The sequence below is a fragment of the Agromyces binzhouensis genome (genome assembly GCF_042672355.1).
Taxonomy (GTDB): domain Bacteria; phylum Actinomycetota; class Actinomycetes; order Actinomycetales; family Microbacteriaceae; genus Agromyces; species Agromyces binzhouensis.
In genome coordinates, this window is record NZ_JBHXVJ010000005.1 from 212518 (window position 1) to 232487 (window position 19970).

Annotated in this window: 17 protein-coding genes; 5 read left to right on the forward strand and 12 right to left on the reverse strand. The window is 71.2% G+C overall.

Annotation, left to right across the window (positions count from 1 at the left end; genetic code table 11):
* The first annotated feature begins 5 nt into the window (after positions 1-5).
* The gene (locus ACFVHK_RS10565) at positions 6-275 is read left to right on the forward strand and encodes a hypothetical protein (RefSeq protein ID WP_376928771.1); all 270 of its coding nucleotides are present in this window, start codon (positions 6-8) and stop codon (positions 273-275) included.
* A gap of 182 nt (positions 276-457) precedes the next feature.
* Here the strand turns inward: ACFVHK_RS10565 and leuS are convergent, their stop codons facing one another.
* From leuS to ACFVHK_RS10600, 7 genes are all read right to left on the reverse strand, one after another.
* Positions 458-3031 carry a leucine--tRNA ligase gene (leuS, locus tag ACFVHK_RS10570; RefSeq protein WP_376928772.1) on the reverse strand — a complete coding sequence of 858 codons (2574 nt, stop codon included), beginning with the start codon at positions 3029-3031 and terminating at the stop codon, positions 458-460.
* Between the two features lie 84 nt (positions 3032-3115).
* A complete protein-coding gene (gene pabB / locus ACFVHK_RS10575; protein WP_376928773.1) occupies positions 3116-4600 on the reverse strand; it encodes an aminodeoxychorismate synthase component I in 1485 nt (494 codons plus the stop codon).
* An 89-nt stretch (positions 4601-4689) separates the two neighbouring features.
* Entirely contained in the window at positions 4690-6564 is a 1875-nt protein-coding gene (locus tag ACFVHK_RS10580; protein WP_376928774.1) for a PA domain-containing protein, read from the reverse strand.
* 185 nt (positions 6565-6749) lie between these two features.
* Positions 6750-8546 (reverse strand): thiol reductant ABC exporter subunit CydC, encoded by a 1797-nt coding sequence (cydC, locus tag ACFVHK_RS10585; RefSeq protein ID WP_376928775.1) that lies wholly within the window; start codon positions 8544-8546, stop codon positions 6750-6752.
* Entirely contained in the window at positions 8539-10146 is a 1608-nt protein-coding gene (gene cydD / locus ACFVHK_RS10590; protein WP_376928776.1) for a thiol reductant ABC exporter subunit CydD, read from the reverse strand. Before cydD ends, cydC begins: the two co-directional genes overlap by 8 nt.
* 55 nt (positions 10147-10201) lie before the next feature.
* Positions 10202-11206: a cytochrome d ubiquinol oxidase subunit II gene (gene cydB / locus ACFVHK_RS10595; protein ID WP_129233554.1), complete on the reverse strand. Its 1005-nt coding sequence runs from the start codon at positions 11204-11206 to the stop codon at positions 10202-10204.
* A gap of 12 nt (positions 11207-11218) precedes the next feature.
* Positions 11219-12631 (reverse strand): cytochrome ubiquinol oxidase subunit I, encoded by a 1413-nt coding sequence (locus tag ACFVHK_RS10600; protein ID WP_129233555.1) that lies wholly within the window; start codon positions 12629-12631, stop codon positions 11219-11221.
* A gap of 111 nt (positions 12632-12742) precedes the next feature.
* On the opposite strand from ACFVHK_RS10600, the gene ACFVHK_RS10605 reads away from it, so the two are divergent.
* Genes ACFVHK_RS10605 through ACFVHK_RS10615 form a run of 3 tightly spaced genes read left to right on the forward strand, consistent with a single transcriptional unit; the run spans position 12743 to position 14831 of the window.
* The gene (locus tag ACFVHK_RS10605; protein WP_129233556.1) at positions 12743-13114 is read left to right on the forward strand and encodes a BlaI/MecI/CopY family transcriptional regulator; all 372 of its coding nucleotides are present in this window, start codon (positions 12743-12745) and stop codon (positions 13112-13114) included.
* 1 nt (position 13115) lies between these two features.
* Positions 13116-14048 (forward strand): M56 family metallopeptidase, encoded by a 933-nt coding sequence (locus ACFVHK_RS10610; RefSeq protein WP_376928777.1) that lies wholly within the window; start codon positions 13116-13118, stop codon positions 14046-14048.
* A 33-nt stretch (positions 14049-14081) separates the two neighbouring features.
* A complete protein-coding gene (locus ACFVHK_RS10615; protein WP_376928778.1) occupies positions 14082-14831 on the forward strand; it encodes a DedA family protein in 750 nt (249 codons plus the stop codon).
* On the opposite strand, the gene ACFVHK_RS10620 is transcribed toward ACFVHK_RS10615, so the two are convergent.
* The 5 genes from ACFVHK_RS10620 to ACFVHK_RS10640 form a co-directional block, all read right to left on the reverse strand.
* A complete protein-coding gene (locus ACFVHK_RS10620) occupies positions 14828-15754 on the reverse strand; it encodes an ABC transporter substrate-binding protein (RefSeq protein WP_129233559.1) in 927 nt (308 codons plus the stop codon). The two genes, ACFVHK_RS10615 and ACFVHK_RS10620, sit on opposite strands and share 4 nt — an antisense overlap.
* Positions 15751-16494 carry an ABC transporter permease gene (locus ACFVHK_RS10625; RefSeq protein ID WP_376928779.1) on the reverse strand — a complete coding sequence of 248 codons (744 nt, stop codon included), beginning with the start codon at positions 16492-16494 and terminating at the stop codon, positions 15751-15753. The genes ACFVHK_RS10620 and ACFVHK_RS10625 overlap by 4 nt, the downstream gene beginning before the upstream one ends.
* The gene (locus ACFVHK_RS10630; protein WP_376928780.1) at positions 16491-17177 is read right to left on the reverse strand and encodes an ABC transporter permease; all 687 of its coding nucleotides are present in this window, start codon (positions 17175-17177) and stop codon (positions 16491-16493) included. The genes ACFVHK_RS10625 and ACFVHK_RS10630 overlap by 4 nt, the downstream gene beginning before the upstream one ends.
* Entirely contained in the window at positions 17174-17986 is an 813-nt protein-coding gene (locus ACFVHK_RS10635; protein WP_376928781.1) for an ABC transporter ATP-binding protein, read from the reverse strand. The genes ACFVHK_RS10630 and ACFVHK_RS10635 overlap by 4 nt, the downstream gene beginning before the upstream one ends.
* Before the next feature lie 104 nt (positions 17987-18090).
* Complete coding sequence (locus ACFVHK_RS10640; RefSeq protein WP_376928782.1) at positions 18091-18750, reverse strand: TetR family transcriptional regulator; 660 nt, start codon at positions 18748-18750, stop codon at positions 18091-18093.
* Positions 18751-18858: 108 nt separating this feature from the next.
* Between ACFVHK_RS10640 and ACFVHK_RS10645 the strand changes: the two genes are divergently transcribed.
* Positions 18859-19917 (forward strand): App1 family protein, encoded by a 1059-nt coding sequence (locus ACFVHK_RS10645; RefSeq protein ID WP_376928783.1) that lies wholly within the window; start codon positions 18859-18861, stop codon positions 19915-19917.
* Positions 19918-19970 lie beyond the last annotated feature (53 nt).

Genomic DNA, 19970 nt, shown 5'->3' on the forward strand with positions numbered 1-19970 from the left:
CAGGGATGTTCACAAGACGGGCGATCATCGGCTACTGGATTCTCGCCGCAGTCCTGGCGGCGACGACCATCGTGCTCGGCACCGCGGCGGGCTACCACGCGGATGACGTCGCCGGTGCCCCGGACGGCTCCGTTCCGACGAACGAAGTACTCCTCGGCTCGGTTTGGCCCTCGGCCGGCCTCACCGTGCTCGCCGTGCTCTGGGCCGTCACGGCGACGGTCCTCGGCGCTGTGAAGACCCGGCAGCGTGAACGGACTGATGGGAAGGGCTCGTAGAGCACAGTTCTCAGTTCATGCGCGGCACGGCGCCGCTCGTGTCAGGGTCGATCTCCCGACCCACTGCGGGAGATCGACCCTGCCCGTTTGGCCAGCAGGTACGACAGACTCGCGATCACCTACCGCGGTGGAGCCGTCCTGCGAGCCATCACCCTCTGAACCAACCGATTAGGAGATACGCCCTAGCCGCGCGTGGCGATGTTGACGAGCTTCGGCGCCCGCACGATCACGTTGACGATCTCGCGGTCGCCGACCGAGCGGGTCACCGCGGCCGAGGCGCGCGCGAGCGACTCGAGCTCGTCGGCGCCGATCTTCGGCGAGACCTCCAGGCGGTCGCGGACCTTGCCGTCGACCTGCACGATCGCCGTGACCGACTCCTCGACGAGGAGCGCGGGGTCGGCCTTGCGCCACGCCACGTTCGCGACCGTGGGCTCGTAGCCGAGCCGCTCCCACATGTCCTCCGCCGTGTAGGGCGCGAACAGGTCGAGGATCATCGCGGTGACCTCGGCGGCCTCGCGCACGGCCGCGTCACCGGCGCCGGGGCCGGAGTCGATCGCCTTGCGCGTCGCGTTCACGAGCTCCATGAGTCGCGCAACGATGACGTTGAACTTGAACGACTCGGCGAGGCCCGGGGCGTCGGCGAGCAGGCGGTGCGTGATGCGCCGGAGTGCCCGGTCGCCCGACTTCCACTCGACGTCGGGGCTCGAGGTGACCTCGCCCGAGATGCGCCAGGCGCGGGCCAGGAACTTCGCCGCTCCGACCGGCGAGACGTCGGCCCAATCGATGTCGTCCTCCGGCGGTCCGGCGAAGGCCATCGTGACGCGCAGCGCATCGGCGCCGTGCGCCGACAGTTCGGAGGCGAACTCGACCAGGTTGCCCTTCGACTTCGACATCTTGGTGCCGTCCATGATGACCATGCCCTGGTTGAGCAGCGACGTGAACGGCTCGGTGAACCCGAGGTAGCCGAGGTCGAAGAGCACCTTCGTCACGAAGCGCGAGTACAGCAGGTGCAGGATGGCGTGCTCGACGCCGCCGACGTACTGGTCGACCGGCATCCACTTCTCGGCCTCGGCCGGGTCGAAGGCGCGCGCGTCGTCGTTCGGGTTCAGGTAGCGCAGGTAGTACCAGGAGCTGTCGACGAACGTGTCCATCGTGTCCGAGTCGCGGCGCGCCTCGCGGCCGCACTGCGGGCAGGTCACGCGCGCCCACTCCTCGGCGGCGCCGAGCGGGCTCGCACCCTTCGGCGAGAGGTCGAGCCCCGCGGCATCCGGCAGCCGCACGGGCAGGTCGGCCTCGGGGACCGCGACCTCGCCGCAGTGCTCGCAGTGGATGATCGGGATCGGCGTGCCCCAGTAGCGCTGGCGGGAGATGAGCCAGTCGCGGAGGCGGTAGTTCTTCGCGGCACGGCCGACGCCGCGCTCCTCGAGGATCTCGATCGCGCGCCGGATCGCATTGGTCTTGCTCAGGCCGTTGAGCGGCCCGGAGTTCGTCAGGCGCCCCTCGCCGGCCAGCGCGACGCCCGTGCCCGCCGGGTCGAGCGTCGGCAGGTCGTCCATGGGCAGCGGCACGCCGTGCTCGTCGACCGGGATGACGGGGATGACGCCGGTCACCGGCGCGTTCGTGTCGACGACGACGCGGACCGGCAGCTCGAACGCGCGCGCGAAGTCGAGGTCGCGCTGGTCGTGCGCGGGCACGGCCATGATCGCGCCGTGGCCGTAGTCGGCGAGCACGTAGTCCGCCGCCCAGATCGGCAGGCGCTCGCCGTTGATCGGGTTGACCGCGTAGCGCTCCAGGAAGACGCCGGTCTTCGGGCGGTCGGTGGAGAGGCGGTCGATGTCGCTCTCGGCGCGCACCGACGCGAGGTACTCGTCGAAACGCGCTCGCACCTCCTCCGAGGCACCCGTCGCGAGTTCCTCGGCCAGCGCCGAGTCGGGCGCGACGACCATGAACGTCGCGCCGTAGAGCGTGTCGGGGCGCGTCGTGAACACCGTCACGGGCTGCTCGCGCCCCTCGATGGCGAAGTCGACGTCGGCGCCCGACGACCGGCCGATCCAGTTGCGCTGCATCGTGATGACCTTGGACGGCCACTTGCCCTCGAGCTGGTTGAGGTCGTCGAGCAGGCGGTCGGCGTAGTCGGTCACGCGGAAGTACCACTGCGTCAGCGCCTTCTTCGTGACGACGAAGCCGCAGCGCTCGCAGTGGCCGTCGACGACCTGCTCGTTCGCGAGCACGGTCTGGTCGTTGGGGCACCAGTTGACCTGGCCGTCCTTGCGGTACGCGATGCCCTTCTCGTACAGCTTGAGGAACAGCCACTGGTTCCACTTGTAGTACTCGGGGTCGCTGGTGTGGAGTTCACGCGTCCAGTCGAACGACGGCGCGTACTGCTTGAACGAGCGCTTCTGCTGCTCGATGTTCGCGTAGGTCCACGCCTTCGGGTCGGCGCCGCGCTTGATCGCCGCGTTCTCCGCGGGCAGGCCGAAGGAGTCCCAGCCGATCGGGTGCAGCACGTCGAAGCCCTGGTGACGCCAGTAGCGGGCGGCCGCGTCGCCGAAGCCGAACGCCTCGGCGTGGCCCATGTGCAGGTCGCCCGACGGGTACGGGAACATGTCGAGGATGTACTTGCGGGGGCGCGTGTCCCCCGGCTTCGCCGCGCGGAACGGCTCGAGCTCCTCCCACACCGGAAGCCACTTCGCCTGGATCGTCGCGAAGTCGTAGGTGCCTGCCTCGGTCTGGGGGGTGTCCTGCTCGTGTGCCACGTGACTCTCAATCGTGATGCGCGGGGGGCGGGCGAGTCGCCCGGGTGCGGGCGCGCGCGACGGGCGCCCGAGGATCAAGCCTACTCAATGCACGGAGTCGTGCGTCGGGCGTTCGCGGCCGGCGTCGTCGTCATCGCCTGCGTCCGGCGGGACCGCGGCGGGTCCGACCCATTCGCCCGGCGTCTCGCCGCCGAGCACGGCGATCAGGGCCCGCGCCTTCACCCGGGTCTCCTCGACCTCCTCGTCGGGGTCGGAAAGTGCGGTGATGCCGCCGCCGGTGCCGATCGACGCCCCGTCGGGCGTCAGCACGATCGAGCGGATCACCATGGCGAGGTCGGCCGTGCCGTCCACCCCGAGGCATCCGAACGCACCCGAGTACACGCCGCGCGGCCCGTGCTCGAGTCCGTGCAGGATCGTCATGGCCGACAGCTTCGGCGCTCCCGTCATCGATCCGGCGGGGAACGCCGAGCGGACGGCGTCGAGGGCGGTGAGCGGATGGCGCAGCCGCGCCGTGACCGTCGAGACGAGCTGGTGCACGTGGGCGTACTCCTCGACCACGAGCAGGTCCGGCACGCGGACCGAGCCGAGCTCGGCGATGCGGCCGAGGTCGTTGCGCATGAGGTCGACGATCATCAGGTTCTCGGCGCGCTCCTTCTCGCTGGCGTGGAGCTCGGCGCGGAGCGCGGCATCCGTCGTCGGATCGGCCGACCGAGGGCGCGTGCCCTTCATGGGCTTGGTGGCCACGGTGCCGTCCGGCGCGACCAGCAGGAACTGCTCGGGCGACGCGCTGAGGAGCGCCACCTCGTCGATGCGGACGAGACCGCCGTGGTGGCTGGGGCTCGAGGCGCGCAGCGCGAGGTAGGCGGCGACCGGATCGGGACGGACGTCGACGTCGACCCGGTTCGTGAGGCAGAGCTGGTAGGCGTCCCCGCGTGTGATCGCCGCCTGGCACTCCGCGATCAGGCGCCGGTACTCGCCCGGCTCGTGCCGCCAGCGGGTGCTCGCCGGCCGCGCATCCGGCGCCGGGCGCGAGTCGGGCCGGTCGACGGATGCCGCGGCGCCTTCGTTCGACGTTCCGATCCGCTCGATCGCCCGGGTCGTGCGCTCCACCCACTCGCTCGGCGCCGTGCTCCCGCGCGCATCGTCCTCCAGCCACTCCAACCGGACGGTCCGGCTGCCGTGGTCGAACACGATGACGCGATCAGCGAGGAAGAAGGCGACCTCGGGCGTCGAGGCGGCGGCCGCGGGCACGCCGAGCGTGCGCGCGCCGAACTCGTAGCCGAACCAGCCGTACCAGCCGACTGCGGCAGGGCCTCCGCCGGTGACCTGCGACGCGTCGACGTCGAGCTCGGCGGCGAGTGCCGAGTAGACCGCATCGGGATCGGCGTCGCCGTCGGCCAGCACGACCGGAGCGTCCTCCGCGGCGATGGCGATGACGCTCCGCCCGGTGGTCGCGTCGTCCCCGCCGTCCAGCCAGGCGACGCGCGACGCCGCGACCGCGAGGTCGAGGAACACGGCCTGCGGGTCGCGCCACCCGGGCAGCACCGTGCTGCGGATTCGTCGCGGCATCCCCTCAGCCTACGGCCGTGCCCCGCCCCGGGCGCACGCAGCGGGCGGGTGCCGTCGGCACCCGCCCGCCGTGTGATGCGCTCAGCGGATCAGGGCGTGTACTGGAGGATGTACAGCCCGCTGTCGCGGTCGGAGGCGAGCACGTACTGCTGGCCGTTCGGGTGGTCGTGCACCTCGACGCCCCAGAAGTTGTTGCCGCCGTCCTCGATGTAGTGGCCGAGCTCCTCGAACTGGCCGCCCTCGTAGCTCACGACGCGGAAGCCCGCGGCGTAGTACGAGATGTAGGCCAGGTCGTCATCGGGGTCGGTCGCGACCTCGTGGACCGAGAGGTCGCCGAAGCCCGACGCGTAGTCGGCGTCCTGGCTCTCGGGCACCCAGTACTGGTCGAGGTCCTCCATCGTCTCGGCGTCGTACAGGTGCACGTAGCCCCAGCCGTCGAAGACCGCCTGGATCGCGACGTCCTGCCCGAGGCCGCCGACCGGCGTCGGAACGGTCGTCCCCGCGCCGGAGGCGTCGCACGTGTAGTCGCCGGGCACGCCGCCCGTCAGGATCCGGAAGCCGTCGGTCCGCGAGACGAAGACCGCCGGGATCCCGGCATCGACGAGCATCGAGATGAGGGTGTCGCAGCCGTCGACGCCCGTGCGGTTGAAGACGACCGCACCCTCGTACCCCTTGGCCTCGGCGTTCTGCACCTTCACCGTGAAGTCGCACACGCCGCGCTCGATGACCGCGATCTCGCCGGGGCTCGCGGCCGGCACGCTCGCGGCATCGCAGGCGAGGCCCACGAAGCGGGTGTCGCCGGCGAGCGTCGTCTCGGTGTCGACCTGCGGCACGTCGGAGCCCTGGATCGCGGTGAACTCCGTGCCGTCCTCCATGGTCGCGATGACGCGGTACGGGTCGAAGTCCTCGTCCGTCGCGATGAAGAACTCGCGGTCGTTCGTGAACTCGGCCTGGTGGGCGTTGCCCTCGGGCGTCACGGTCTGGCCGAACAGGTCGCGCACCGGATCGGACGCCGCGAAGTCGGTGTCGCGGAGGAACACCGGGTTCGCCGGGTCGTCGACGTTCAGCAGCGCGTAGCCGCCGTCCCAGTACGAGACGAGCATGATCATCTCGCCGTCGATCTCCTCCACCACCATGTCGTGGAGGAAGACGGCGTCGCCGTGCACCTCGCCCGGGGCCTGCGCGGTCACCGAGTCGAGCGAGGTCTCGGAGACGAGCTTCGGCTTGGACGGGTTCGTGATGTCGAGGATGTCGATGTCGGTGTCCTCGAGGTCGTCGACCAGCACGGCGTACGCCTTGTCGCCGTCGGTCCACATGCGCACCGAGTGGGTCTCGTTGGCCTTCGTCTGCGCCTTGCCGGACACCTTCGTCGACGGGCCGGAGAAGGTGAAGTCGCCGGCGCCCTCGACGAGCATCTTCGGCTTCGTCGGGTCGGAGACGTCGACCAGGCTGATGCCGCCGATGCCGTGCGTGTCACCGGGACAGATCTCGTTCTGGTACGCGAGCACCTCGCCAGAGAAGTACTCCGTCTCCAGGTGGAGCACCTGCGAACCCTCGCCGCTGAACGTGCCGCGGTGGCTCGGGATCAGCGTGACCAGTTCGGGTGCCTCCGGGTCGGAGATGTCGACGATGTAGACGCCGCCGCGGTCGCACTCGGGCTCCCAGAACGCGGTGAGGTAGGCGTAGTTCCCGTAGGCGGACACGTCCGCGATGCGTCCGGGCTGCTCCTCGTCCCCGAAGAGGTCCAGGTTCGCGATCTTCGTGACATTCTCGCTCGAGGCGGGAAGGTGCCCCTCCTCCTCGCCGTGCTGCTGGTCGTGCGCGTGGTGCTGGTGGGTCTCCTTGCCGGAGTCCAGCACGCCGTCGTCGACCCAGGGGGTGTCGTCGTGGGCGAAGGCCGGTCCGGCACCGAGTGCGAGCGCCGCGATGGCGACGGCCGCGGTACCGGTGCGTAGTGCTCTCATGGGGGTGATGGCTCCTCTGCAATCGGGGTGGTGCGTCGATTGTTGGGAGTCAAGCATCGGACGGCCGGTACCACTAGGGGGTTCCCCGGACTGCGCAACGACCGTGCGCATCACGCACGAAATCGCCGCGGCGATCGGACCACGTCGTGTGCACCCGGCGGGGTGGGCCGCGCCTCGGGCGCTGCTCAGTCGGGCGCAGGAGGAGCGTCGGAGGGTCGCGTCATCCGAACCTCCCGATCGACGAGATCGTGCGGCGCGCCGATGTGCGACACGAGCACCACCGATCGATCACCGGCCGCGGCGAGCAGGTCGCGCAGGAGGGTGTCGGCCCGCTCCGGGTCGACGCTCGCCGTCGGTTCGTCGAGCACGAGCACGGGGAAGTCGGCGAGCATCGCCCGCGCGAGGGCGATGCGCTGCGCCTGGCCGCCCGAGACGAGCCCGCCGCGCTCCCCCACTCGCGCGTCGAGCCCGCCGCGCTCCTCGGCCCATGTCGCGAGGCCGACCCGATCGAGCACCGCCATCAGCTCGTCGTCGCCCGCCGTGTCGCGCGCGAACACCAGGTTCTGCCGGAGGTCCTCGTCGAACAGCCACGGTCGCTGTTCGACCAGGCCGACCACGCGTCGGACCTCCCGGGGGTCGAGGTCGCGCGCCTCGACGCCGTCGAGGCGATAGGACCCCCCGTACTCGAGGAAGCGGACGAGCACGTGCGCGAGCGTCGTCTTCCCGACCCCGGACGGTCCGGTCACGAGCACCCGCTCCCCCGGTGCGAGGTCGAAGTCGAACGGGTCGAGCGCGGACCGCGGGCGCGGCGGCGCGACGCCCGGTGCCGGGGCGTCCTCGTCCAGCGCAGGCCAGCGTGCGGTCACTGCACGGAGGGCGATGGCGGGCAGGTGGCGGCCGGAAGGCGATGGTCCTGCGGCGGCCTCGTGCGATTCGGCAGGCGCAACCGACGGGGCCGGCGCGTCCGGCGCGTCCGACCCGCCCGGGTCGCTCGGCGCAGCCGGCGGGGCGGGCAGCTCGGAGGGGATCGTGGCCGGCACGGCGTCCGCGACCCGTCGGGCGCTCGCGCGGACCACCCGGAGCGAGCCGACGGCGACGGGGATCGCCGCGGCGACCTCGGCGATCGCGAGCGGCACGAGGCAGAGCACCGCGAACGTGGGTCCGTCGATCCGCCCCCCGTCGAGGATCGGCTGGGCCGCGCCGAGGCTCGCCGCGGCCGCGAACGCGCCGACGGCGCTCATCGCCGCGGCGGCCAGCCCGACCGCGGACGCGCGGGCCCGCGTCGCGCGTTCGAGCCGCGCGCCGAGCCGCCGGATCCGCTCGCGCCCGGCGGCCGCCGCGTCGTAGGCGACCAGGACGTCGAGTGCCTGCACGTGCTCGACGATCGCACCCTGCAGCTCGCCGCGCAGCGGCGCGAGACGCTCGTCGGCACGAGCGGCGAGCAGCGACTGCGCGACGACGGCGGCGCCGACGCCCGACGCGATGACCGCGACGACGACGATCGCCGAGCTCGGCGCGAGCCAGACGAGCCCCGCGATCGCGGCGCCGAGCACGATCGTCGCACTCGCCAACGGCTGCACGATCCGGAGGCTCACGTTCTGCAGTTCGTCCACGTCGCCGACGAATCGGGAGAGCAGGTCTCCCCGACGGGACGCCACCAGGCCGTCGGGCGCGAGCGGGAGCATCCGCTCGAAGACGCCGACGCGGATCTCGGCGAGCTGGCGGAACGCCGCGTCGTGGCCGGCGAGCCGCTCGAGGTAGCGGAACACCGCACGCCCGATCGCGAACGCGCGGACCCCGACGACCCCGAGCGAGAGGAACAGGATGGGCGGCTGCTCCGCCGCCCTGGCGATGAGCCACGCGCTCGAGGCGAGCAGGGCGACGCTCGAGAGGCCCGCGAGCACGCCGAGGAGCACCGACGGCACGAGCCGTCGGACCGGCGGGACCGCCTGCCGCAGGACCGACCGGGAACGATCAGGCACGGATCGCCTCCCGGATCGCGATGACTCGGTCGGCGGCATCGGCGAGTGCGCCACGATGCGTTGCGACGACGACGATCCGACCGGAGCGCGCGAGATCCTCGAGCGCCGCCGCCATCGCCCGTTCGCGTCCGGCGTCGAGTGCCGACGTGGGCTCGTCGAGGAGGACGAGCGGCGCGTCGGTCGCGAGCGCTCGATGCACGGCGCGCGCGACCGCGACGCGCTGCGCCTGCCCGCCCGAGAGGCCGGCACCGGCCGGCCCGAGCTGCAGCCCCGGGTCGACGTCGACGCCCGCGACCGCGACCGCGCGGTCGAGCAGCGCCGGGTCGGCGTCCTCCGAGCCGAGGCGGATGTTCGCGGCGATCGTGCCCTCGACGAGCTGCGGCGCCTGCCCGGACCAGGCGACGAGCCGACGCGTCCCGGCCCCGAGTGGGAGTCCATCGAGCTCGAGCCGGCCGGTGCGGTCGGCGAACCCGAGCATCGCTGCGAGCAGCGACGACTTCCCGGAGCCGCTCGCGCCGGTCAGCGCGACGAGTTCGCCGCGCGCGGCGTCGAGGTCGAGCGGAGCGGTGACCGGCCGGCCGTCGCGCAGGACGACGAGGTCGCGGATGCGCAGGCCGTCCAGCGCTCCGGCCGTGGACGGATCGCGAGCGCCGGACGCCGAGGCGTCCGCCTGCCCGGCACGATCGTCGCGCACCGGCTCCTCGGTCTCGTCCGCGTCGAGCAGGTCGAGCGCATCGCGCGAGGCCTCGAGGCCGGCCGTGGCGGAGTGGAACGCGGCACCGACGTTCCGGATCGGGAGGAAGACGTCGGGCGCGAGGATCAGCACGAACAGTCCCGGAGCGAACGCCATGTCGCCCGCGACGAGCCGGAGCCCGATCGAGACGGCGACGAGCGCGACCGAGAGGCTCCCGGCCAACTCGAGCGTGAACCCCGAGAGGAACGTCACCCTGAGCACCTTCATGGTGCTCGAGCGGTACTCGTCGGTGACCGTGCGGATGCGACGGGACTGCCGTTCGGCGCGGCCGAAGACCATGAGCGTCGAGAGTCCGCCGAGCACTTCGAGGAACCCGCGGGAGAGGGCCTGCAGGCGGTCCCACTGTCGGCGCTGGACGACCTCGGTCGCCATGCCGATGAGCGCCATGAACACCGGGATGAGGGGCAGCACGATCACGAGGATCAGTCCGGAGACCCAGTCGGCGGTCCACGCCGCGACCACCAGCACCGGCGTCGCGATCGCCGTCAGCACGAGCTGCGGGAGGTAGCGCCCGAAGTACTCGTCGAGGGCGTCCAGGCCCGGCCCGAGGAGCGTCGCCGCCCGCGCGGTCGTGACCGACCGCCGGCCCGCCCGGTCCTCGAGCCGCCCGAGCAGCGCGTCGCGCAGTTCGGCCTTGACGCGCATGGCCCCGGCCGACCCGAGCCATTCCCACAGCCACCCCGTGAGCGCTCGAACGGATGCCGCGACCAGCATGACGACCGCGATCGTGCTCGCTCCGCCCGGCACTTCGCCCTCGATGAGGCCGACGACGAGCGTGGCGAGGGCCCATGCGAACGCGACCGTGGCACCCGCCTGGAGCAGCGCGAGCGCGCCGCCCGCGACCATGAAGCCACGGGCGGCGCGGGAACGCCGGAGCAGTCTGGGATCGAGCGGACGCACGTCAGTGCGCGGCGGCGTCGATCGTCTGACGGGTGACGCGCTTGCGGAAGACCCAGTAGGTCCAGCCCTGGTAGGCGAGGATCAGCGGCAGGAAGATCAGCGCCGTCCAGCTCATGACCGTCAGCGTGTAGGGCGTGCTCGACGCGTTCGCGATCGTCAGGCTGTTCGCCGGATCGTTGGATGCGGGCATGACGTCGGGGAACAGCGCGGCGAAGAGCGCGAACACGGCGGCGCCGATCGTCACCGCCATGAGCGTGAACGCGACCCGCTCCGCACCGCGCCCGTTCGCGAGCCACGAGCCGATGAGCGCGAGCGCGGCGACGGCCGCGAGCCCCCAGAACCAGGCCGTGCCGTGCGCGAATCCGGTCCAGGCCAGGAAGGTCGCGGCGACCACGACGGTGATGGCGCCGGCCCTCGCCGCGAGGCGCCGAGCGCGCTGCCGGATGTCCCCGTCCGTCTTCAGCGCGACGAATACCACGCCGTGCGTGAAGAACAGCATCAGCGTCGTGAGTCCGCCGAGCAGCGCGTACGGGTTCAGCAGGTCGAACAGCGTGCCCGTGTAGTTGTGGTCGGCGTCGAGCGCGACGCCCTGGACGATGTTCGCGAACGCGACGCCCCAGAGCAGCGCCGGCACGGCCGACCCGACGATGATCATCCAGTCGAAACGCCGCTTCCAGGCGGCCTCCGGCCGCTGGTGGCGGTACTCGAACGACACGCCGCGTGCGATCAGCGCCAGCAGGATGAGCAGCAGCGCGAGGTAGAACCCCGAGAAGAGCGTCGCGTACCACTCGGGGAACGCCGCGAACAGGGCGGCACCGGCGACGATGACCCACGTCTCGTTGAGGTCCCAGACCGGGCCGATGGTGTTGATGAGGACTCGGCGATCGGTGTCGTCCCTGCCGAGGAAGGGCAGCGACATCCCGACGCCGAAGTCGAACCCGTCGAGCACGAAGTAGCCGACGAAGAGGAAGGCGACGATCCAGAACCAGAGCACTGCGAGATCCATGTCCGTGTCCTCCTAGTAGACCGTTGCCGTGTGTTCGACCTTGCCCGTCTCGGGGTCGGGCGGGGCGATCTCGGGCGGCCCCTTCCGCACGGCCTGCACGATGAGCTTGACCTCGACCACGGCGAGGATGCCGTAGATGAGCGTGAACGCGACGAGCGAGATCAGCACGTCGAGGCCGGTGACGTTCGGCGAGACCGCCGACTCGGTGGGCAGGAGGCTGAAGACGATCCATGGCTGTCGACCCATCTCCGTGAACACCCAGCCGACGATCATGGCCGCGAGCGACAGCGGGAAGCTCCAGACCGCGACGGTCCAGATCCAGCGCTGCTTCGGCATGCGGCCCTTGCGGGTCAGCCAGAGCCCGACGACCGCGATCAGCACGTGCAGCATGCCGAGGCCGATCATCCAGCGGAACGCCCAGTAGGTGATCCAGATGATGGGCGCGTAGTCGCCGGGACCGTACAGCTCCGCGTACTGCGCCTGGAGGTCGTTGATGCCCTCGACGCACCCGTCGAACGAGTGCGTCGACAGCAGCGACAGCAGGTACGGCACGCGGATCGAGAACAGCTCGGTCGTGCCGTCGGGCGTACCGAGCGTGAACAGCGAGAACGAGGCGTCCGCCCCGCAGACGGTGTCGTAGGTCGCCTCGGCCGCCGCCATCTTCATGGGCTGCGTGGCGACCATCGCGAGGCTGAGCTGGTCTCCGAAGAAGGTGGTGAGCGCGCCGGAGATGAGCATGCCCCAGAGGCCGAACTTGAGGGCCGGTCGCATCGTGTCGAGGTGCTGGTTGCGCGCGAGGTGCCACGCGGCGGCGCTGATGATGAGGCCGGAGCTCACCATGAAGCAGGCCGCGATCGTGTGCGGGAACGCGGCCAGGGCGACCGGGTTCGTCAGCAGCGCCCAGATGTCGACGAGTTCGGCGCGACCGCGCTCGGCGTTCATCTCGTAGCCGACCGGGTTCTGCATGAACGCGTTGGCCGCGATGATGAAGTAGGCCGAGAGGATCGTGCCGATCGCCGTCGCCCAGATCGTGGCGAGGTGCAGCTTCTGGGGCAGCCGGTTCCAGCCGAAGATCCAGAGGCCGATGAACGTGGCCTCGAGGAAGAACGCGAGCAGGCCCTCGAGCGCGAGCGGGGCACCGAACACGTCGCCGACGAAGCGCGAGTACTCCGACCAGTTCATGCCGAACTGGAACTCCTGCACGATGCCCGTCACGACGCCCATGGCGAAGTTGATGAGGAAGATCGTTCCGAAGAACCGCGTGATCCGCAGGTACTCGACCTTGCCGGTGCGCACCCAGGCGGTCTGGAAGATCGCCGCCGAGGTCGCGAGCCCGATCGTGATCGGGACGAAGAGGAAGTGGTAGACCGTGGTGAGACCGAACTGCCACCTGGCGAGCAGGAGCGGATCGAGCAACTCGTTCACGCGGGGGCCCCTTTCATGGGAACGATCGTCGACGCGATTCTTCTACAGAGCGTAGAGCATGTTTTCTACACGACGTAGAACCTTTGGGCTCTTGCGCGGTATCCTCGACCTATGGCAGGTCTCGGCGAGCTGGAGCGCTCCGTGATGGAACAGCTCTGGATGGGCGATTCGGCGCTCACCGCGAACGAGGTCCGCGACCGGCTCGCCGCGGCATCCGCGCCCGGTCGCGCCCCGGCGACGACCACGGTGCTGACCGTCCTCTCGCGCCTCGAGCGCAAGGGGTTCGTGGGGCGCAGCCGCGACACGCGCCCGCACCGGTACTCGGCGCTCCTCTCGCGCGCCGAGCACACGGCCGAGCTCATGCACGAGGTGCTCTCCGCCTCGTCCGACCGCGACGCCGCGCTCGCGCGGTTCGTCGGAACCGTGAGCGCCGGAGAGGCGAACACGCTGCGTCGCCTGCTCGACGACCTGGTCCGCCACTGACGTGATCGCCGCCGCCGTGGCGCTCGGCGCCCTCGCCCTCGCCCTCGCGTGGCCGGTGCCCGTCGCCCTCTCCCGTGCGGATTGGCCCGCCCGCTCCCCCGCGACCGCGCTCGTGCTCTGGCAGGGCATCGCGCTCGGCGGCGGCCTGTCGATGATCGGCGCACTGTTGGCCTTCGGCGCGTCGCCGGCCGGCTCGCTCTCCGGCGCTGCGGACGCGCTGATCCCGGTGATCGCCGCCGGACCGATCCTCGAGGGCTTCGGCGTCGTGCACCTCGCCGCGCTCACGCTCGCCGTGGGCCTGGCCGTCCACCTCGCCCTCAACCTCGCCACGACGGCCGTGCGTGCCGAGCGCGCCCGGCGACGCCAGCACCGGCTCATCGACCTCCTCGCGAGCCCCGCCAGCGCGTCGACCGGTGCGCGGGTGCTCGCGCACCCGGTCCCGGCCGCCTACTGCGTACCCGGCCTGCGGACGGCCACCGTCATCACCGACGGCCTCGTCGACCTCCTCGACGACGACGAGCTCCGCGCCGTCGTCGGCCACGAGCGCGCGCACCTCGACCAGCTGCACCACCTCGTCCTGCTCGCCTTCCGGGCCTGGCACGCGGCGCTCCCCTGGTTCCCCATCGCGAACCGCGCCGAGCGGTCCGTCGCGATGCTCACCGAGATGCTCGCCGACGACGCGCCCCGACGACGGGTCGGCGTCGAGCCGCTGCGGACGGCCCTGCTCCGGGTCGGCAGCTCCGGCGCATCGGCGGCCTACTCGGACTCGCCGACCGCGTCGGCCGCCTCCGACGAACGCGTGCTCGAACGCCGGCTCGCGCGACTCGAGGCCGACCTCCATCCCCTCGACCCGCGAGCGAGGAGCGCGACGTGGCTGCTCGCGACGGCGATCGTCGCGGTCCCCGTGTGCGTCCTCGCCGCGATCGCCGCCTGACACCGATCGGCGCGAGCGCCTAGGCTCTGAATCGTGAACGAGCTGCTCGACGGCATCCTCGAGACGGTGCAGAGCGTCGACCCGATCGTCCGCACGCTGCTCGCCGGCATCGGCATCATGCTCGAGACCTCCGTGCTCATCGGCCTCATCGTCCCGGGCGACACGATCGTCATCGTCGCAGCGACCGGGGTCGAGGGTCCGGTCGAGTTCGTCGCGCTCGCGGTCGCGGTGATCGTCGGCGCCCTGATCGGCGAGAGCATCGGATTCGCGCTGGGCCGCTGGTTCGGGCCGCACATCCAGCACTCGCGCCTCGGCCGCCGCATCGGCGAGCACAACTGGCACCGCGCGCAGCGCTACCTGGCGCGGCGCGGCGGCCCCGCCGTCTTCATCTCCCGGTTCCTGCCGGTCCTGCACTCGCTCGTCCCGCTGACCGTCGGCATGAGCGACATGTCCTACCGGCGCTTCATGGCGTGGACCACGCCCGCGTGCATCATCTGGTCGTTCGCCTACGTCGGCGTCGGCTCGGCCGCCGCGGGCGGCTATCGCGAACTGAGCGACAACCTCCACTGGGCGGGGTACCTCTTCGTCGGCGTCATCGTCCTCTTCCTCGTGCTGGCCTGGCTCGGCAAGAAGATCCTGCTCCGCATCGAGGCGCGTCACATGACGGATGCCGCCGAGTCGGCCGTGCACCCCGCGATCCCGCCGCACATCGCGCCGACCGACGCGGCGAAGGGGCCGGCGGCCGAAGCCGCCGACCCCTCGCGCGAGGATTCCGCCTCCTAGAAGAGCGACTGCTCCGCGAGCCAGTCGCTCGCGATCTGCTCGGCGGACTGCTGCTCGTTGACGCTCAACGCGTTGAGCGCCACGAGGTCCTCGGCGGTCAGCGCAGCGCTCACCGTGTCGATGATCTCGGCGATCTCGTCGGTGACCTTGTCGCTCACGACGGGCACGACGTTCGAGGCCAGGAAGAGACCTTCCGGGTCCTCGAGCGTCACGAGGTCGTTCGCGGCGATGTTCGGGTCGGCGCTGTAGATGTTCACCATCTGCACCTGGTCGTCGACGAGCGCCTTGAGGGTGAGCGGCCCGCCGCTGTCCTCGATCGGAGTGAACGCCACCTCGACGCCGTACACCGACTGCAGCCCCTCGGGCCCGTACGGGCGCGTCTCGAGCTCGGAGTTCCCGCCGAGCGTGATCGGCGTCGAGACGTCCTTCAGGTCGGCGAGGCTCGTGACCCCGTTCTCGTCGGAGAACGTCCGGGTGACGTTGTACGAGTCCTGGTCGGTCGCAGGCGACTGCTCGAGCACGCGCAGCCCGTCGGGCAGCGACGTCGAGAGCTCCGCGTAGACGTCGTCACTCGTCGTCGCGGTGGTGTCGGGCACGTAGTACTGGAGGAGGTTGCCCGTGTACTCGGGGAAGACGTCGATCGCGCCGGACTCGATCTCCGGGATGTACACCTCGCGCTGGCCGATCCGGAACTGCCGGTCGACCGTGTAGCCGTTCTCCTCGAGCGCCTGGGCGTAGAGCTCGGCGATGATCTCGTTGGAGTAGTAGTCCTGCGAGCCGACGACGATGGTCTCGCTCGTCGCGTCGCCGCCATCCGATCCGCTGTCGAGCGGATCGCCCGATGCGCACCCTGCCAGGGCCACTGTCGCCCCGACCGCGACCGCTGCGAGCGCAACGAGCCGGCCTTTTCCTGCTGTGATCATTCCTGGTTCCCTTCGGTGTTGGGTCGCCCCACGATCGCTCGGGACCGGGTCGGTCCCGAGCGGAGCTCTGCAGTCCGCGTCGCGCGGACTCCTGCCGGGACGACGACGCGCTGCGTGAGCGCGAAGCATCCGTCGATGACGAGTGCGAGCAGGATCACGAGGATCGAGCCGCCCAGCATCTCGCCGTAGTCGCGGGTCTTCAGCCCCGAGAAGATGAAACGACCGAGGCCCTCGTCGGCGATGTAGGCCGCGAGGGTCGCGGTCGCGATGATCTGGAGGGTCGCGGACCGGATGCCGCCCACGACGATCGGCATCCCCAACGGAAGCTCGACCTTGCCGACCACCTGGAGTTCGCGCATCCCCATCGCCCGGGCCGCATCGATGGTGCGCCGGTCGACCGACTCGAAGCCGGCGTACGCGCCGGCGAGGAGCGGCGGGATGGCGAGGATGACGAGCGCGATCACCGGCGCGGCGAGACCGATCCCGATCCAGGTGCCGAAGAGCGTCAGCACGCCGAGCGTCGGCAGTGCGCGGAGACCGCCCGAGACCATGACCGCGGGCTCGCGCCCGCGACCGGTGTGGCCGACGAGGGCGCCGAGCGGCAGCGCGATGGCGGAGGCGATGACGAGCACGACCGCCGAGACCCACAGGTGCTCGGCGATCCGCTGCGGGATGCTCCCGGGCCCGGTCCAGTTCGCCGGGTCGGCGAGCCAGGCGAACGCGTCGAGGAAGAGGTTCACGCGGTCTCCTCCCGGACACGTCGCGCCGCAGCGGCCCGGCCGTTGCTCGACCTGCGGCGCGTCCACGGCATCAGGACGCGACCGAGCAGCACGCTGAGCGCGTCGAGCCCCAATGCCAGCACGATCGTCGCCACGATGCCGGTGATGATCTCGACCTGGATGCCGCGCTGGAATCCGTCGGTGAAGAGGCTCCCCAGGCTCGGCACGCCGATCACCGCACCGACCGTCGCCAGGCTCACGGTGCTCACGATCACGACGCGGAGGCCCGAGAGCAGCACGGGCCCCGCGAGGGGCAGCTCGACGCCCCAGAACCGCCCGGCCGCGGAGTAGCCCACCGCGGTCGCCGACTGCCGGATGTCGCGCTCGACCGAGTCGAAGGCGTCGGCCGACGTGCGCACGATCACCGCGACGCCGTAGAGCGTGAGCGCGATGACGAGGTTCACCGGGGATCGCAGACTGAGGCCGGTGAACGCCGGCAGGGCGATGAACAGCGCGAGCGACGGGATGGCGTAGAGGAGCCCGCAGATCGACAGGAGGACGCCCCGCGACCACCGGTACCGGTGCGCGAGCCACCCGATCGGCACGGAGACCACGAAGCTCAGTATGATCGCCGGCACCGACAACGCGAGGTGCACGAGCATGAGCTCTCCGACGAGGTCGAGGTTCGACCAGAGCCAGTTCACGAGGCCAGGACTCCCGCCGCCCTGCCGTCCGCATCCACGACCACACGGCGCCCCTCGACCTCGGTGACGTGCAGCGCGCGCTTGCCGCGATCGGCGCCCACGAAGTCGGCGACGAACGAGTCCGCCGGGTGCGCGAGGATCTCCGCCGGCGATGCGGCCTGGGAGATCAGCCCGCCCTGCTGCATGATCACGACCTGGTCACCGAGGAGGAAGGCCTCGTCGATGTCGTGCGTGACGAAGACCACGGTCTTGCCGAGCTCGCCCTGGAGCCTGAGGAGCTCCTGCTGCAGCTCGGAGCGCACGATCGGGTCGACCGCCCCGAACGGCTCGTCCATCAGGAGGATGTTCGGGTCGACGGCGAGCCCGCGGGCGACGCCGACGCGCTGCTGCTGTCCACCGGAGAGCTGCGCGGGGTACCTGTCGGCCAGGGACCGGTCGAGCCCGACCGTGTCGAGCAGCTCGAGGGCGTGCGCACGCGCGGATCGCCGCGACTCGCCGCGCAGCAGGGGCACCGTGGCGACGTTGTCGACGACCTTCCGGTGCGGCAGCAGCCCGGAGTTCTGCATCACGTAGCCGATGCCGCGCCGGAGCTTCACCGGGTCGACCGTGGCGACATCCGTCCCGTCGATCAGGACCTGTCCGCCAGTCGGGTCGACCATGCGGTTGATCATGCGCAGGAGGGTCGTCTTGCCGGAGCCCGATGATCCGACGAGCACGGTCGTCTTGTGCGGGGGGATCACGATGTCGACGTCGCGGACCGCGACCGTGCCGTCGGGGAACTGCTTGGTGACGCCGCGGAACTCGATCATGCTGCCCCTCACGTCGTGGCTGGCGCCGACCGGCGCCTCGTCACCAAGCCAAACACCTCGGAAGCGGCGGGGCAACGGGGGTCGATGCGGTTCGCCGCGGATCGTCAGGCTGCGGACGAGGCGGCGAGACGATCGGTCAAGTGCCGATCGAGGTAGCCGCGCACGACGTGGCGGGCCTCGTCGAGGTATCGCTGGTCGCCGGCGGCGTCGCGGACGAACGCCCGGTGGATGAGCGTGGCGCCGATCTCCAGCGCGACGCCGAGCCGCAACCGGACCTCGGAGTCGTCGATCACGCCGAAGTCGTGCTCGAGGAGCTTCGCGACGCGGTGGGCGATCTCGGGCTCGCCGTCGAGGTCGGAGGCCTCGCGCGGTGCGGAGTAGACGACGCTGAAGCCCGGCTCGTCGCGGTACAGGGCGATGCAGACGTCGAGCGCGACGTCGATCACGTCCCACCAGGCGTCGAGTTCCGCGCTCTCCATCGATTCGGCGAGTCGTTCGCGATAGCGGCGGACGCTGCGCTCCCGGAGTGCATGGAGGACGGCGACGCGATCGGGGAAGTACCGGTACACGGTGCCGATCGACGCGCCGGCGCGCTCGGCGACCATCTGCGTGGTCAGCCGCTCGAATCCGAGCTCGTCGACGATCTCGGCGGCGGCGTCCAGCAGCGCGTCGAGCCGCTGGGAGCTGCGTCGCTGCGTGGGCTCGGTTCGCACCGAGCGCCGCCGCCCGTGATCGCCCCCCAGGATCAGGTCGATGTTCGGCACGGGTCCTCCTTGTTCGCCGGACCACTCTACCCGGCTCCGAGCGGAAGTCCCGCCTTCGGGGCGCGGCGGGTTTCGCTCCAGCGTGCGGGTCCATGAAAGACTGATGGGATGCCGGTGAGTTCCCCCGACCCGGCCGGTCCCCGGCAACGGCCGGCCCGGCATGGTGCCGCGCGCGCCGAGGATTGGATCCACGAGGTGCGCGAACGGTGGGCGAGGAGCCGTGGCAACGTCCCGACGGTCGTGCCCTACACGGGTTACGGCTCGACCGAGTGGGTCCGCGTGTTCTGCCGCGTACTGCTCTCGAAGCCGATCCGGGCCGACGAGACCTCGAAGCGCCGTCGGCGCCGTCGCGAACAGGGCATCCGCGGGTGGCGGAGCTTCACGAGCGTGCCGGTCGGCGACGTGCCGGTCACGATCGAGGTCGGCGGCGAGCGCTTCGAGGTGCTCTCGGATCGCGGCGGCGTGGTCGACACGAAGATCCCGGTGCACCTCGAGCCGGGGTGGAACCACGTGGTGATCAGCACCCACGGCGCGGAATCGGTCGACGCCCCCATCCGCGTCGTCGGACCCGACGTCGACTTCGGCATCATCTCCGACGTCGACGACACCGTCATGGTGACGGCGCTCCCCCGGCCCTTCGTGGCGGCATGGAACACCTTCGTGCTCGACGAGCACGCCCGCAGCCCCACTCCGGGCATGGCGGTCCTCTACGAGCGCCTGGCGCGCCGCCATCCGGGGTCCCCCGTGATCTACCTGTCCACCGGCGCGTGGAACGTCGCACCCACCCTGACTCGGTTCCTGTCGCGCAACCTCTACCCGGCGGGTCCGATCCTGCTCACCGACTGGGGTCCGACGCACGACCGGTGGTTCCGGAGCGGGCGCGAGCACAAGATCGACAACCTGCGTCGCCTCGCCGAGGAGTTCCCCGATGTCCGCTGGCTCATGATCGGCGACGACGGCCAGCACGACGAGGAGCTCTACGCGGCGTTCGCCCGCCAGCATCCCGAGAACGTCGCGGCGATCGCCATCCGCGAGCTCTCGCCCGGCGAGGCCGTCCTCGCCGGCGGACGCTCGAAGTCGGAGCAGCACGGCGCCGACGTGCCGTGGGTGTCCGCGAGCGACGGCGCGACGCTCGCCGACCGGCTCTCCGGCATCGGCATGCTCTGAGGCGCCCTCGCACGGGCCCGCCCGATCACCACGCCTCGAGGCCACCGCGTTCG